The sequence below is a fragment of the Alistipes indistinctus YIT 12060 genome (genome assembly GCF_025144995.1).
GTDB classification, from domain to species: Bacteria; Bacteroidota; Bacteroidia; order Bacteroidales; family Rikenellaceae; genus Alistipes_A; species Alistipes_A indistinctus.
In genome coordinates, this window is the sequence record NZ_CP102250.1 from 1,259,474 (window position 1) to 1,275,509 (window position 16,036).

At 56.4% G+C, this 16,036-nt stretch carries 12 protein-coding genes; 9 read left to right on the plus strand and 3 right to left on the minus strand.

The window, feature by feature from the left end:
• Positions 1–67 precede the first annotated feature (67 nt).
• A complete protein-coding gene (typA, locus tag NQ495_RS05385; protein ID WP_009133972.1) occupies positions 68–1,867 on the plus strand; it encodes a translational GTPase TypA in 1,800 nt (599 codons plus the stop codon).
• A 348-nt stretch (positions 1,868–2,215) separates the two neighbouring features.
• Positions 2,216–4,354, plus strand: coding sequence for a heparinase II/III domain-containing protein (locus tag NQ495_RS05390; protein ID WP_009133971.1), 2,139 nt, complete (start codon positions 2,216–2,218; stop codon positions 4,352–4,354).
• Between the two features lie 346 nt (positions 4,355–4,700).
• On the opposite strand, the gene NQ495_RS05395 is transcribed toward NQ495_RS05390, so the two are convergent.
• Together NQ495_RS05395 and tgt are read right to left on the minus strand one after the other, a co-directional pair.
• On the minus strand, positions 4,701–5,801 hold the full coding sequence (locus NQ495_RS05395; RefSeq protein ID WP_009133970.1) for an LptF/LptG family permease: 1,101 nt from the start codon (positions 5,799–5,801) through the stop codon (positions 4,701–4,703).
• Positions 5,798–6,928 (minus strand): tRNA guanosine(34) transglycosylase Tgt, encoded by a 1,131-nt coding sequence (tgt, locus tag NQ495_RS05400; RefSeq protein ID WP_040294490.1) that lies wholly within the window; start codon positions 6,926–6,928, stop codon positions 5,798–5,800. The genes NQ495_RS05395 and tgt overlap by 4 nt, the downstream gene beginning before the upstream one ends.
• Before the next feature lie 163 nt (positions 6,929–7,091).
• Between tgt and NQ495_RS05405 the strand changes: the two genes are divergently transcribed.
• From NQ495_RS05405 to NQ495_RS05435, 7 genes are all read left to right on the plus strand, one after another.
• Positions 7,092–8,270: a glycosyltransferase family protein gene (locus NQ495_RS05405; protein ID WP_009133968.1), complete on the plus strand. Its 1,179-nt coding sequence runs from the start codon at positions 7,092–7,094 to the stop codon at positions 8,268–8,270.
• Complete coding sequence (locus NQ495_RS05410) at positions 8,261–8,848, plus strand: RNA polymerase sigma factor (RefSeq protein WP_009133967.1); 588 nt, start codon at positions 8,261–8,263, stop codon at positions 8,846–8,848. The genes NQ495_RS05405 and NQ495_RS05410 overlap by 10 nt, the downstream gene beginning before the upstream one ends.
• The gene (gene rsmG / locus NQ495_RS05415; RefSeq protein WP_009133966.1) at positions 8,845–9,579 is read left to right on the plus strand and encodes a 16S rRNA (guanine(527)-N(7))-methyltransferase RsmG; all 735 of its coding nucleotides are present in this window, start codon (positions 8,845–8,847) and stop codon (positions 9,577–9,579) included. Before NQ495_RS05410 ends, rsmG begins: the two co-directional genes overlap by 4 nt.
• A 291-nt stretch (positions 9,580–9,870) precedes the next feature.
• A complete protein-coding gene (gene rpmH / locus NQ495_RS05420) occupies positions 9,871–10,026 on the plus strand; it encodes a 50S ribosomal protein L34 (RefSeq protein WP_009133965.1) in 156 nt (51 codons plus the stop codon).
• Between the two features lie 102 nt (positions 10,027–10,128).
• Complete coding sequence (mqnE, locus tag NQ495_RS05425; RefSeq protein WP_009133964.1) at positions 10,129–11,220, plus strand: aminofutalosine synthase MqnE; 1,092 nt, start codon at positions 10,129–10,131, stop codon at positions 11,218–11,220.
• Between the two features lie 27 nt (positions 11,221–11,247).
• Positions 11,248–12,123, plus strand: a complete 876-nt coding sequence (locus tag NQ495_RS05430) for a PASTA domain-containing protein (RefSeq protein WP_009133963.1) — start codon at positions 11,248–11,250, stop codon at positions 12,121–12,123.
• Between the two features lie 230 nt (positions 12,124–12,353).
• Positions 12,354–13,445: an RluA family pseudouridine synthase gene (locus NQ495_RS05435; protein ID WP_009133962.1), complete on the plus strand. Its 1,092-nt coding sequence runs from the start codon at positions 12,354–12,356 to the stop codon at positions 13,443–13,445.
• A 228-nt stretch (positions 13,446–13,673) separates the two neighbouring features.
• Here NQ495_RS05435 and topA read toward each other — a convergent pair whose 3' ends face one another.
• A complete protein-coding gene (gene topA, locus NQ495_RS05440) occupies positions 13,674–15,980 on the minus strand; it encodes a type I DNA topoisomerase (protein ID WP_009133961.1) in 2,307 nt (768 codons plus the stop codon).
• Positions 15,981–16,036 lie beyond the last annotated feature (56 nt).

The window sequence follows — 16,036 nt, forward strand, 5'->3', positions numbered from 1 at the left end:
ATCCACTCGCAAAGATAAATTTTCCCCATTTATTTCGTACCTTTGCAACCGTTAAAAACATCATTATATGCAGAATTTACGCAATATTGCGATCATTGCCCACGTCGACCACGGCAAAACAACGGTGGTTGACAAGATGATCCTCCAGGGGAATCTTTTCCGGGACAATGAGAAGTCAGGCGAACTGATCATGGACAACAACGATCTGGAACGCGAACGAGGAATCACGATCCTGTCGAAAAACGTCTCGGTCGTTTACCGCGACTACAAAATCAACATCATCGACACCCCGGGCCACTCCGACTTCGGAGGCGAGGTGGAGCGGGTACTCAATATGTGCGACGGCGTACTGCTGCTGGTCGACGCGTTCGAGGGCACGATGCCGCAAACCCGTTTCGTACTGCAGAAAGCGCTCGCGCTGGGGAAAAAGCCGATCGTCGTAATCAACAAGGTGGACAAGCCCAACTGCCGCCCCGAAGAGGTGCACGAACAGGTTTTCGACCTGATGTTCACCCTCGGAGCCACCGAAGAACAGCTCGACTTCGTAACGATCTACGGCAGCGCAAAACAGGGCTGGATGTCGCACGTCTGGAAAGAGCGCACGACCGATATCACCCCGCTGCTCGACGCCATCATCGACAATATCCCGGCTCCGCAGGTGATCGAAGGCACTCCGCAAATGCTGATCACCTCGCTGGAATACTCCCCGTACGTGGGCCGTATTGCAATCGGCAAGGTTACGCGCGGCACCCTGACTTCAGGAATGCCCGTTACACTGGCCAAGCGTGACGGCGTCACGATGGTCAAAACCCGCATCAAAGACCTGATGGTTTTCGAGGGACTGGGTAAAACCAAGGTGGACAAGGTGGAGTGCGGCGAAATCTGCGCTCTGGTAGGCATCGAAGGCTTCGAGATCGGCGACACGATCTGCGATTACGAGAACCCCGAACCGCTCGAACCGATCGCCATCGACGAACCGACGATGAGCATGCTGTTCACGATCAACGATTCGCCCTTCTTCGGCAAGGACGGCAAATTCGTCACTTCGCGCCACATCAAGGAGCGCCTCGACCGGGAGCTGGAAAAGAACCTCGCACTGCGGGTAGTACCAGGCCCTTCGTCGGACAGCTTCGTCGTTTACGGCCGGGGCGTGCTTCACCTCTCGGTACTGATCGAAACGATGCGCCGCGAAGGTTACGAATTGCAGGTAGGCCAACCGCGCGTGATTATCAAAGAGATCGACGGCAAGAAATGCGAACCGGTCGAAGAACTGACCATCGACCTGCCCGAAGAGGTGGCCGGCAAGGCGATCGAGCTAACGACCAAACGCAAAGGTACGCTTACCGATATGCAGACGATACACGACCGCCAGCGGCTCACTTTCGACATTCCCTCACGCGGCATCATCGGTCTGCGAAGCAACCTGCTCACGGCCACTGCCGGCGAAGCGGTGATGTCGCACCGGTTAAAGGGTTTCGAGCCCTACAAAGGCGACATCGAAATGCGCACGAATGGCTCGCTGATCGCGATGGAGACCGGAACGGCCTACGCTTATGCGATCAACAAACTACAGGACCGCGGCACTTTCTTCGTCTCTCCGCAGGAAGAGATCTACTGCGGACAGGTAGTGGGGGAAAGCACCCGCTCGGAAGATATCGTCATCAACCTGACCAAGTCGAAAAAGCTGACCAACATGCGCGCCAGCGGCTCCGACGACAAAGTATCGATCGCACCGCCGGTCATCTTCTCGCTCGAAGAGGCGCTCGAATACATCAAAGAAGACGAATATGTGGAGGTAACGCCGAAACACATCCGGTTGCGCAAAATCCTGCTCAGCGAAATCGACCGCAAACGCCAGGCAAAATAAATGCCCGGCAGCAGCCGTTTTTACTGTAATCCGGCCGGATTCGACCGATATTGAGGAAGGCAGTCCTCCCTCTTCGCGAACTGGCACTGTTGGCTGGCGGATAACAGCCGGGAACTACCGGAGCCGATACAGGCGGACATGTCGTGTCCGATCCTTCCATACGACGGCGACGCGACCGCACTTACAGATACGGCATCGCCCATGACCGGCCAGCAAACGGAAACCCGGCCGAAACCGGAGATATACAAGGGCCGGTTCAAACAGGAAACAGGAAAATGAAAGCCGGAACACCCCGGAATAGCGACACAAACGATAACAGATAACTAAAACTTTCAAACCGACTGACTCATGAAACGATTCCGCCTCGGAGCCCAGGCATTGGCATTGACTTGTGCCCTGATTGCGCTCCCGACGACGCTTTCGGCCGCAAAGCCGGAGACGAGACCCGCAGTTTCGACCGCGGCGATCCCGACAGATTACAAGGAAATCTGCAACGCCCTGCCCGCGAAAGGCCTGCAACACCCCTACCTCGTATTCAACGAAGCCCAGAAACCGGCTATCCTCGAATACATCAAAACCAACAAACGCGCCGGGGACATCTACCGGATGCTGCAACTCGAAGGTGAGCGCTACCTGCGCGTAGACGCCGATCCGGCTCCAGCGATGAACGACATCAAGAGCCGTTTTTCGGGCAAAGACGACCACGCCGCCTACCAGAACTACTACCAGTACGGCAGCGTGGTGTGCGCCCTGCTCTACCAGCTTACGGGCGACACCGCCTACGCGAAACGCGCATACCAGCTCGCCGAGAAACTATGCGAGATGGATACGTGGCGGCTCAGCGCGCACTATTTCGAAAATATCTACACGCGCGTATGGCCCTACGGGGTTAAAGACGACCAAGTGGCTTTCCCGTTCGATATCTGGGTAGGCGACTGTGCGGCCGACCTCGCTCTGACTTACGACTGGATCTACCCGACCCTCACCAAGGCACAGCGCGACCGCCTGCGCAGCGGGCTGCTCGAACAGGCGGTTTTGCGCGTGAGGGGCAACTACGACTACCAATGGTGGGCGAATGCCTACAAATGCAACTGGTCCGGCATCTGCTTCAACGGATTGGGCATGGCGGCGCTGACGCTGCTGAACGAAGACCCGCAACTGACCGACGTGGTGATCCGCAGTATCGAGGGTATCGGCGGCATGGTGAGCAACATCACGCACGAAGGCGGCTGGCAGGAAGGACGCCACTACTCGGTATACGGCCTGTGCCAGTCGATGATGTTCATGGATGCGATCAAGCGCCTTTCGGACGGCAAGATCAACATGTTCCTGATCGACGGTGTGAAAAATGCCCCGGCTGACTTCGCGCTGTTCGGCATGACCGGCAACTTCAACGACGGCACGTTCCGCGACAAAGGGATAGGCGGTCCGATCGGCTCGCCGGGTATGTACGGCAAACTGGCCGCCGAAACGGGCAACACCAATGCGATGTTCTACATCAAAACGTTCCTCAACAGGCCCAATGCACTCTTCGGCGGTATCCGCAACAACGCGACCAACACGATCTGGGACCTGATCTGGCCTATGCCGACGGATATTCCGGCCACCAAACCGGCCGACGCGTCGAAACATTTTCCGGAAATCGACTGGGCTTTCATGCGCAAGGATTTCGGCGACGACTACATGCAGGTCGCTACCAAATGCGGCCCGCTGGACGATCCGCACCACGGCCATCTCGACGCCGGCACATTCAACCTCACCTGGAAGGGCGAGTCGGTCATCGGTGAATTCTCGCAGGAGTTCTACGACCAGTTCATCTTCAACGACGACCGCTGGGACTACCTCAACATCCGCAGCCTCGGCCACAACGTAGTGCTCGTGGACGGCGAGGAGCAGATCATCGCCAAACGCAAAGACCAGCCCTGGAAAGAGGGTATCGGCGGCAAGATCACCAAGTTCGAATCGTTGCCGGGTTTCGCCTACACGCAGATGGACGCGACCAACGCCTATCCCGGCGAGCACCTCAAGGGATGGAAGCGTACGCTGATCCTCGACAAGGAGAACAATATCGTGCTGGTGCTCGATAAGGTCCAGAGCGCAAAGGGAGCACAGATCGACCTGCTGTTCCACCCGAACGTTGAGGCGACCGTGTCGGCCGACGGCACCTACGCTGCCCTGAACGGCGACTCGACGCGCATGGAGATGAAGTCGATGAGCAAAGCGCCGCTGTCGTTGACCAAGCAGAACCAACTCTATTACCGCATCGTGCAACAGGCTCCCTATGCATGGGTTCCGTGTCTCTACACCACAGTAAAGGCTCCTTCGGAAACCACTGTAATCGGCACGGTATTCTATCCGACCGAACTGAAATCAGGTGCGAACCAATTCACACTGGACGAAAGCGGCAAGAACCCGGTCATCCGCTATACGGCCGGAGGCAAAAATTACGCTTACGAAATTTCTGACACACAAGTAAAAGCGATCTAATAAGTCAGGCAAGCGACAGGCCGGGTTCGGACAAATCCCAAGGCCTGGACTGCTGAAACGACGAACGAATCCGATGAATGAAACACGCGGCCTTCCGGGGCCGCGTGTTCTGTTTTCACCGATGACCATGACGGCTTGTATAGGGATTACGATGCCGCAAGACAAGGCAAGGCAAGGCAAGACAAGACAAGACAACTCTCCCCACAGGATATAACCGGCCCCATCCGTCCCTTATAAGCACAGAAAGTGCAGGAGAAAAACGGACGCGTAAAAAGCGTAATCAATCGGTAAAAACAAAAGGGAAGTAGGAATAAGGGCAAGCGAGAATACCGGAGAGAGGGGAAGGCTACTTCGGCGCCTTACGGTAGAGGTAAACGGCGATAAAGGCGTAGAGGATATTGGGAATCCACACCGCAATCCCCGGCGGGAGCAGGCCGCCTTTGGCAAATTCGTCGGTAAACTTGCTAAACAGGATAAACGAGAAGCAGAGCACGATGCCCATTCCGATATGCAATCCGGTACCGCCGCGCACCTTGCGGGAAGAGAGCGACACGCCGATCAACGTTAAAATAAAGGTCGAGAACGGGGCTGAAAAACGCTTGTGCCACTCCACCTCGAAATGCGGCACCATATCGGAACCCTTCGCCTTCTGCTGCTTGATAAACCGGCCCAGTTCGGAAATGTTCATCGTCGTAACCACATCCTGCATCCGGCCCAGTTCGTTGAGCCGCAGGTTAATGACCGTATCGAGCGGCTGCGTATTCGTAAAAGTCTCCTTTTCGCCATCGAAATGCCGGACGATACTCTTCGGCGCGCTCCAACGGCCCGTCTCCGTGTCGAATTTCACATTGGCCCCTTCGAGCGACGAAACGATCGCGCCGTTCTCATAGGTCTCGAGCACGAAATAGCCAGCCGTATTGGTAGGCCCCTGATAATCCCGGATATAGACGAACGTACCCGGCTCGATCTGGCGGTAGATATGCCGGTCGTATTTCAGGTTCTTCAACCGCTTGAGGTACTGCATCTCGAAATCGAGACGATTCGAGTTGGCAATCGGGATCACCACTAAATTCAGCACCAGGCTCAACAGCGTAATGGCCGCAGCACTGAGAAAATAGGGCCACAGGAAACGGTTGAAGCTCACACCGCCGGACAGAATCGCGATGATCTCGGTCTGGTAGGCCATCTTCGACGTGAAGAAAATCACAGCGATAAAGGTGAACAGCCCGCTGAACTGGTTGATGAAAAAGGGTATGAAATTGAGGTAATAGGAAAAGGCTATCTTCGACAGCGGCGCCTTCAGCTCGATGAAATCGTCGATTTTTTCCGCAGCGTCGAAAATCACGACGATCACGATAATCAGCGCAATGGCGAAAATGTAAGTCCCGAGGAACTTACGCATGATGTAGCGATCGAGGATTTTAACTCCGGGAAACTTGATTTTCATAACCTGCGGGATAGTTTTTCAACCATAACGGGTTTCCATTCGGAAAAAGTGCCTTGCAAAATCTGCTCACGCGCCTCGCCCACAAGCCAAAGGTAAAACGCAAGGTTATGCAGGCTGGCGATCTGCGCGGCCATCATCTCGCCGGCGATGGTCAGGTGGCGCAAATAAGCTTTCGTATAGGCGGTATCGGCGAAACAATGCCCCATCGGGTCGACCGGAGAGAAGTCATCGCGCCATTTCTGGTTACGTATATTGATAATTCCCTCGCTGGTGAACAGCATCCCGTTGCGGCCGTTGCGGGTCGGCATCACGCAGTCGAACATATCCACGCCGCGTTCGATCGCTTCGAGCAGGTTTACCGGAGTCCCGACACCCATCAGGTAGCGGGGTTTGTCCTGGGGCAGGATCGAATTGACCAGCTCGATCATTTCGTACATGACCGGCGCGGGTTCACCCACAGCCAGCCCGCCGATCGAATAGCCGTCGGCCCCGAACTGCTGCACGAATTCGGCCGAACGGGCCCTCAGATCGGGATAGGTGCATCCCTGCACGATCGGAAACAACGACTGATAATGACCGTATTTGGGTTCCGTTTTCGCATACTGCTCGAAACAGCGCCCGAGCCAGCGCGAGGTGAGTTCCCACGATTTTTTGGCGTAATCGTATTCGGCATCGCCCGGCGGACACTCGTCAAAAGCCATCATGATGTCGGCTCCGATGCTGCGCTGGATATCGATCACCCGTTCGGGCGTGAACAGGTGGGCCGAACCGTCGATATGCGAATGGAAACGGCATCCCTCTTCGGCCAGTTTGCGGCAATCGGCCAGTGAAAAGACCTGGAAACCGCCGCTGTCGGTCAGGATCGGACGGTTCCACGCGCTGAAGCGGTGCAGGCCGCCCGCCTGTTCGAGGATATCCGTTCCCGGACGCAGGTAAAGGTGGTAGGTATTCCCCAGAATAATCTGCGCCCCGACCTCTTGCTCCAGGTCACGGTGGAACACCCCTTTGACGCTGCCCACCGTCCCCACCGGCATAAAGATCGGTGTCCGGATTTCACCGTGGTCGGTAGAGAGCACCCCGGCGCGTGCGGCGCTGCGGGAGTCGGTATGTAGCAACTGGAATTCCATGCGGGTCGTCTCCGGGTCGCAGGCATCCATGCAAAACAGAGCATGTCCGGCCCCGGGCGATGCAAAGGTAAATATTTTTCCCTATTAATCGGGAGAATGTACCGGTTCTCTTTTGCGGTTTGTCCGAAATCATGTAGTTTTGCGTGAAATTGCCTTTAATCGCGTGAGTTTTTTCGAGATATACTACAACCAACTGGTTGACAACGGAATCATCGATCCCCAGCTGGCATTGGGCCTGTTGGGAGCGGTCCTATTGCTGCTGATCGTCCAACTCTACTATTACCTCGGCGTTTACGGCCGGCTTCCCCGCTACCGCAACAACCGGGGAATCGACCCGCAAACGATACCGCCGCCCGTATCGGTAATCGTCGTAGCCCGCGAAAATTCCTATTATTTCATCGAACATACGCTGCCGTTGCTGCTGGGCCAGCAATACCACCAGTATGAGGTAGTGGTGGTGGATTGCAGTTACGACGAGGAGATCGGCCTGCTGCTGAACGAAGCGGCCGCCATCTATCCGCACCTGCGGCTGACGCGGATCAACGCGCAGCCGAACTACGAGCACAGCATCAAACTGGCGATCACCGTCGGCATCAAAGCGGCCGCCTACGAACATATGGTCTTCACGACGGTGGACAGCTACCCGACCTCGGAGCGATGGCTCTCGCTGATGGCCAAAGGATTTATCGGGGGAAACGTGGTGATCGGCTACTGCGGCATCGAAATCCGGAAAGGATTCGCCAACCGCATGATCCGCTGCAACCGGCTCGCCACTTCGGTACGCTACCTCGCAGCGGCGATCCGCGGTCGTGCCTACCGCGGCATTTCGCACAACATCGGCTACACCAAGAGCCTTTACTTTGCACACAAGGGTTTCAACCACCTGAACATGAACATCGGCGACGACGACCTGTTCATCCAGACGATCGCCACACCGACGAATGTCAGCATCATCATGAATCCCCACGCCACCGTACGCCAGATGCAATACGGCGGATTGGGCTGGTGGCACGCGATGCGCAAGACGCTCACCTATGCATTCCGCTACTATCCGCGCGGAATTCGCACCAGCATTTCGTTCGAACTGTGGAGCCGCATGCTCTTTTTCCTTACGGCAATTGCTGCGATTATTCTGCTTCCGCCCTGGTGGAAGATCATTCCGGCACTCTTTCTGCTGCTACGCCTGCTGATCGTTGAACTGAAAATCTGGCGCATCGGCAAACGCCTCGGCGAACGCAAGCTGGCAGGCACCTATATCCTGTACGACTTGACCTCCCCCCTGGGCGAATGCTTCCTCGCGCTGAGCCGCAGACTGCGCCCCAACAGAGCCGTATGGAGATAGAAAAATACATCGTCGCAACCGACCAGCAACTCATCGAATTTGTTCTCGGCGGGGATTCCATCGCTTTCGAACATTTGTTCAACCGTTACCGCGACTCGATCTACCAGCTCTATATCCAGCGCACGGGGGGCAATGTGGACGACACGAACGACCTGCTGCAGGAGACGTTCGTCAAAGTGTTCCTCAAACTGCATACCTACAACCCTGAACATACGTTCGGCAAATGGGTCTACACGATCGCCCGCAACACCTTTATCGATTTTACGCGTCGCAGGCGCGACGATACAATCTCGATCGAAAGGGCCGGGGAGACGATGGGCACACTGCCCGCCCCGGACAGCCCCACGCCGGAAGAACACATGATCACACACCAGAATGCCGCACAGTTCGAACTGTTCCTCAGCAAAATGGCTCCGCGCTACCGGGAACTGATCGAATTGCGGTTCTTCCGCGAGTTTTCGTACAAGGAGATCGCCGACCAGTTGAACCTGCCCATCGGCACGGTCAAGACACAGATTCACCGCGCCAGGGAGCAATTGTGCCGCTACATCACCGACCACAACGACAGACAGCTATGACCCGGAAAGAAACCCCGAAACCCGCAGACACCCTGGCATCAGCAGCACCCCTGCACAGCCCGCAACCGGCAGTCGTGCCGCAGACAACCGGGACCAACCGTCCCGGGGCGGAACTGATCGCCCGGTATTTTCCGGACCTGACGGCCGTCCAACAGCAGCGGTTCACCGCGCTGGAGGGCCTGTACCGCGAATGGAACGCAAAGATCAACGTTATCTCGCGCAAGGATATCGGCCTGCTCTACCTGCACCACGTGCTGCACTCGCTCGCGATCGCCAAAGTGTGCTCCTTCTCATCCGGCGCACGTATTCTCGATGTCGGGTGCGGCGGCGGTTTTCCCGGTATTCCGCTGGCAATCCTTTTCCCCGAAACACAATTCACGCTGATCGATTCGATCGGTAAAAAAATCAAGGTCGTAAACGAAGTGGCGCAAGGAATCGGCCTGCGGAACCTCACCGCAATCCACGGCAGGGCCGAGGCGGTACAAGGTAAATTCGATTTCGTAGTCAGCCGCGCCGTGACCGAAATGAAACCCTTTATCGGGTGGATATGGGACAAAATCGAACCGGGCAACAGCGCCGGAACGCTGGCGAACGGCATTCTCTACCTGAAAGGGGGAGACCTCGAAGCCGAACTTTCAGCAACCGGCAGGCCTTATGCGCTGTACGAAATCGGGGAATTATTCGACGACAGGTTTTTCGAGACGAAAAAAGTGGTCTATATTCCGCGCTGACACAATTCCCCGACACTGGGAACCATTGCCATCCCGCTCCCCCGCCGAGAATACGAGCCATGTGAGCGGCGCCGGGCGAAAAATCATGCTTATACCCCTGCCCGGCGGCTGCGATACACGGCAAAACGCCAAAAAATCAGGGGAAAATTTTTGAATCATTCAAAATTGTTTTACCTTTGCACTCCGCGCGCCCGTAATATCGGCGCAACGTTCCGGCAGCAACGGGTTCCGCAGGGGCCTCGGACGGCACCGGGGCAGACCGAAAAGATAAATATCTAAAAAGATAAACCGATGAAAAGGACTTTCCAACCCTCGCAGAAGAAGAGAATCAACAAGCACGGCTTCCGTGAAAGAATGGCTACCGCCAACGGCCGCAAAGTGCTCGCCGCACGCCGTGCCAAAGGGCGCAAGAAACTGACCGTTTCGGACGAGGCCCGCGCAAAATAGTCTCCTGCACGTCATCGCGGGTGGAAAGCACACGCGCTGCACATATCGAACAAGGCTGCTGCAAGGGCAGCCTTTTCTGTTTGCGAGTAAAACCTTTCCGTCATGTTCAACCTGTCAGAATCCATTGCGGCGCTGGCCGACAAAATCGATAGAGGAGGGCGCCTCAGCCGCTCCGAAGCCAAAACGTTCCTGAGCGAAGCGCCCCTCGCATTGTTGGGGCTGTTAGCGACGCACGCAAAAGAACGCAAAAGCGGCAAAGCCGTTTTCTATAACCGGAATTTCCATATCGAGCCGACGAACGTCTGCGTCTTCAACTGCCGTTTCTGCTCCTACCGCCGCCCGGCCGACTCGCCCGACGCGTGGGATTATTCCAAAGAGGAGATCCTCGCGCAGGTAGACAGCCACCGCGGCAGCGGCGCGACCGAAGTCCACATCGTCGGAGGGGTACACCCGCGCAACGGACTCGATTATTACATCGACCTGATCCGATCGGTCAAGGGCCGGATGCCACAGGCATCGGTCAAGGCTTTCACAGCCATCGAACTGGCCTATATGATCAACAAGGCAGGGTTGCCGCTCGAAGAGGGGCTTCGCCGGCTCAAAGAGGCCGGCATGGAAGCGATCCCCGGCGGCGGCGCCGAGATTTTCGCCGAACCGGTCCGCTCCCGCATCTGTCCCGAAAAAGGAACGGCCGACGAGTGGCTGAGCGTACACCGTACCGCACACCGGCTCGGCATCCCGACCAACGCTACGATACTCTACGGGCATATCGAATCGCTCGACGACCGTATCGACCACCTCGACCGCCTCAGGAGGCTGCAGGACGAAACGGGCGGTTTCAACGCCTTCATCCCGCTCAAATACCGCAGCCGCCACAATTCAATGGAGGAGATCGGAGAGGTGAGTATCGTCGAGGATATGCGTATGACGGCGCTCGCGCGCCTCTATCTGGATAATATCCCGCACATCAAGGCCTACTGGCCGATGTTCGGCAAAACCACCGCACAACTGGCGCTCGCCTTCGGTGCCGACGACATGGACGGCACGATCGACGACAGCACGAAAATCTATTCGATGGCCGGCGCCGAGGAGAGCAAACCCTCGGTCACGACTGCCGAAATGGAGGCGATGATCCGCTCGGCGGGTTACGAGCCGGTCGAGCGCGATACGTTTTACAATCCGGTGAAAAAATAGTATCTTTAGCGCCAAATCGTCCCGGTTATGGATTACCTACGCAAACTGATCGCCAAGATAAGCGCCAACCCCATCGCACGCAACCTGGTACTGGCCCTGTGCGCAATCATCGTCTTCGGCTTCGTGGCCAACCTGCTGCTGAATCTCCTGACGCGCCACGGACAGGTACGCGACGTACCGGACCTGAGCGGAATGACCGTCGAAGAGGCGAAACACGCCGGCAAAGGCTCTTCGCTGCGTATCGAAATCAACGATTCGCTCTATGTGCCGGCTTACCCGGGCGGAGTGATCCTCGAACAAAACCCGGTAGCGGGGGCTCAAGTGAAATCAGGGCGGCGCGTCTTCGTCACGATCAACTCCTACCGGCAAAAGATGGTGACGATTCCCTATGTAACAGGGTTTTCGCTGCGGCAGGCCAAAAGCAACCTCGAAATGGCCGGCCTCGGCATCGACAAACTGATTTACCAAAACGATATCGCCACCAATAACGTACTCGAAGAGCGCTACAACGGCAAAATAATCCACCCCGGCAGCAAAATGCAGGCGGAAATGGGTGCAGGTATCACGTTGGTCGTAGGCTTGGGCAGCGACGCGACGGCACAGGCCGTTCCGCGACTGGCCGGCTTTTCGGCCCGTGAAGCGAAAAGCCGCCTGTGGGAAGCCGGATTCAACGTAGGGAAGATTACCCGCGATGCCGGTATCAACCTGCTCAATGAGAAAGAGGCCAGAGTCAGCGCGCAGTCGCCTGCGGCGGGAACGCGCCTCGGATTGGGCACCGCGGTCGGATTCACGCTGTCGCTCGACGACGCGAAGATCGAAGCAGGACGCAAAGCCGCCGACCGTTCGGCACGTGCCGCGGCAAAAGCCTATGCCGATTCGGTTGCCTCTGCTACGGCGGAATAAAACGCCGAATCCGGCAGCCTACCCATGATCGTTATGTTATCGGGAAATGGGCGCCGAACGCTAAGTTCTACGGGCTGAGCCCGTAGAACCGAAATCCGGAAAGCCATATCCGCCCCGGAACCGGGATCCGGCGCGACAGATAACATTCTGCCCGACAAACACGGGAAAGGACCGAACCATAGCCGTCCCGGCTCCGACTAAATCTTGCAACAGACAACCTTATGCCACCCATGACACCGACCGACATCGCCGAAATCCTGTCAGAAGAGTTGCATCCGCTACCGGGAACGGACGACGATCAGCAGGATGAGATGTACGAGCATTTCAGCCTCACGGTCGACAAGGGGCAAGCCCTGCTGCGCATCGACAAGTTCCTTACCAACCGCATGGAAGGCGCTTCGCGCAACCGCATCCAGACGGCTGCCGACGCCGGAACCATCCTCGTCAACGGCACGCCGGTAAAATCGAGTTACAAAGTCAAACCGCTCGACCGGATTTCGATCGTAATGCCCTACCCGGTTCGCGAAATCGAAATCATTCCCGAAAACATTCCGCTCGACATCCGCTACGAGGACGACGACCTGATCATCGTCAACAAAGCCGCCGGAATGGTCGTACACCCGGGTCACGGCAACTATTCAGGCACGCTGGTCAACGCGCTGACTTACCATCTCAAAGACCTGCCGCTGTTCCAGAACGGCGACATGCGGGCCGGACTCGTACACCGCATCGACAAGAATACGTCGGGGATCCTCGTCATTGCGAAAAACGAACGGGCGCACGCCCGGCTGGCAAAACAATTTTACGACCATACGATAGACCGGGTCTACTGCGCGTTGGCATGGGGCAATATGGAAAGCGAAGAGGGCACGGTGACCGGCAACGTGGGCAGGAGCCTCAAAGACCGCATGAAAATGGCCGTCTTTCCCGACGGGACGCAGGGCAAGCATGCCGTAACCCATTACAAAGTACTCGAGCGGCTCGGCTACGTGAACCTGCTCGAATGCAGGTTGGAAACGGGCCGTACGCACCAGATCCGGGTACACATGGAATACATCGGGCATCCGCTGTTCAACGACGAACGGTACGGCGGCGACCGCATTCTCAAGGGAACGACCTTTTCGAAATACAAGCAGTTCGTCGAGAACTGCTTTCAACAGCTGCCGCGTCATGCGCTGCATGCCCGCAGCCTCGGGTTTGTGCATCCCTCAACAGGGAAGTATATCTATTTCGAAAGCGACCTTCCCGAAGACATGCGCACGGTGATCGACCGCTGGCGCAACTACGTGGCCAACCGCCCCGCCGAAAATGAGAACGAATAAATCCGGGCCAACACAATTCAATTTAACCAAGACCGCTTTCCTCCCTAATAACCGGAACAGTTCCGGATCCAAAACAAAAAGCTTCCCGGCTGCTGACAGCCGGGAAGCTTTTTATATCACGAACAATAGCGGAGACGTACCTTGATGATCGGGAATAACCGGATTTACTCTTACGAATGCATTGGCCAGAACACCCCTGACAGCCCGTGAATCTTTTATAAATTCTGCCTATTTTTTCGATTTCGCAATGATCGCGCGGCAGGCCTCGAGCGTCAGGCCTTCGGGTTCCTGCCCTTTCGGAATGCGGTAATTTTTGCCGTCGAAAGCGATGTAAGGACCGTAGCGGCCGTTGAGTACCTGCAACCCGGGCTCCTCGGCAAAAATCTTGATCGGCTCCTTCATCCGTTTGTCCTTAATCCGCTTCTGTTCGATCAACTCGATTGCACGCGGCAGCTCGATCGTATAGGGATCGTCGGTTTTGGCCAACGACACGAATTTACCGTCATGACGCGCATACGGGCCGAAACGCCCCACGCCGATCACCACCTCTTTGTCCTCGAATTCGCCCAACTTACGCGGCAAATCAAACAAGGCAAGAGCCTCGTCAAGCGTAATCGTCGCGATCAACTGCCCTTTTTTCAGACTGGCAAAACGCGGCTTTTCCTCATCTCCCTCAGCGCCGCCGATCTGTGCAACGGGACCGAAACGGCCGATCTTCACGAAAACGGGCTTACCGCTTTTGGGATCGATACCCAGTTCGTGCATCTGGCTGCTCTTGACCGGCTTGCTTTCCAGCGCCTCGTCCACTTTACTGTGAAATTCATCGTAGAAACTGCGGATCATCTCCGGCCAGCTCTTCTCGCCCATCGCAATTTCATCGAACTCCTTTTCGACCGACGCGGTGAAATTGTAATCCATGACGGCCGCGAACTGCGCATCGAGAAAATCGGTCACGATCATGCCGATATCGGTCGGCGAAAGTTTGTTTTTTTCTTTGCCTACGGTTTCGGTAAGCGTCTTGCGCGCGATCTTGCCTTTGGAAAGCGTCAACTGCGTGTAGCCGCGCTTCTCTCCGTCACGGCTCTCCTTAATCACGTATCCGCGCGTAATGATCGTCGAAATGGTCGGTGCATAGGTAGAAGGGCGCCCGATACCGAGCTCCTCGAGCCGTTTGACCAGTGAAGCCTCGCTGTAACGGGGCGGAGACTGGGTGAAACGCTGCAGCGCGGTAATGGTTTGCGCCGTCGGCTCGTCGCCTTTTTTCATCGGCGGCAACAAAGCCTCTTCGCCTTCGCCCGTCTCATCCTCGACCGATTCGGAATAGAGCCTGAGGAAACCGTCGAACTTGACCACTTCGCCGGTAGCCACGAACTGTTCCGCCGCGCCGCTGACAGCGATATCCACCACCGTGCGCTCGGTCTGCGCGCTGGCCATCTGCGAAGCGACCGTGCGCTTCCAGATCAGCTCGTAAAGCCGTTTTTCCTGCGGCCCTCCCTCGATCGTCCGGTGGTTCATATATGAGGGCCGGATCGCCTCGTGCGCCTCCTGGGCACCCTTGGATTTCGTTTTGAAGTTACGCACTTCGGAATATTCGGCCCCGAACAGTACGGTTATCTCCTCTTTCGCCGCCGCAAGGGCCTGATTCGAAAGGTTCACCGAGTCGGTACGCATGTAGGTGATGTAACCGGCCTCGTAAAGCCTCTGGGCGACGGCCATCGTCTGGCTCACCGACATACCGAGTTTACGGCCGGCCTCCTGTTGCAGAGTCGAGGTGGTAAACGGTGCCGGCGGATTTTTCTTCGACGGTTTCTGCTCGACGTTCAGTACCGTAAAACGGGCGTCCTTACACTTCCCTAGAAATGCTTCCGCCTCCTGCTCCGTAGCAAAGCGCTTGTTCAGTTCGGCCCGGAACGCACCGGACTTGCCGTTTGCACCGGCAATCTCAAAATCAGCGACCACGCGGTAATAGTCCTTACTCTCGAAAGCTATGATCTCGCGCTCACGCTCGACGATCAACCGCACGGCGACACTCTGTACGCGGCCTGCCGAAAGCGACGGTTTCACCTTGCGCCACAGCACCGGCGAGAGTTCGAACCCGACCAGGCGGTCGAGCACGCGGCGTGCCTGCTGGGCGTTGACCAGGTCCATGTTGATCGAACGGGGATTTTCGACCGCATGCAGGATCGCATTCTTCGTGATTTCGTGAAAGACGATCCGCTTGGTAGTTTTCGGATCGAGCCCGAGCACCTGCGCCAGATGCCACGCAATCGCCTCTCCCTCACGATCCTCATCGGACGCCAGCCAGACAGTTTTGGCCGACTTGGCCAGTTTGTCCAACTCGCCGACCACCTTTTTCTTGTCGGCCGGGATCTCGTAATGCGGTTCGAAATTATTGCTAATGTCAATGCCCAACTCCTTCTTGGATAAATCGCGGATATGGCCGAAACTCGACTTGACCGTATACTCCTTGCCCAAAAATTTCTCTATGGTTTTAGCCTTGGCCGGGGACTCGACAATTACTAAATTTTCCTGCATAATCACTACCTGTATTAAAAGCGAAAACCTAAAGGGTCGCTTTAGGTTTTGTCGTT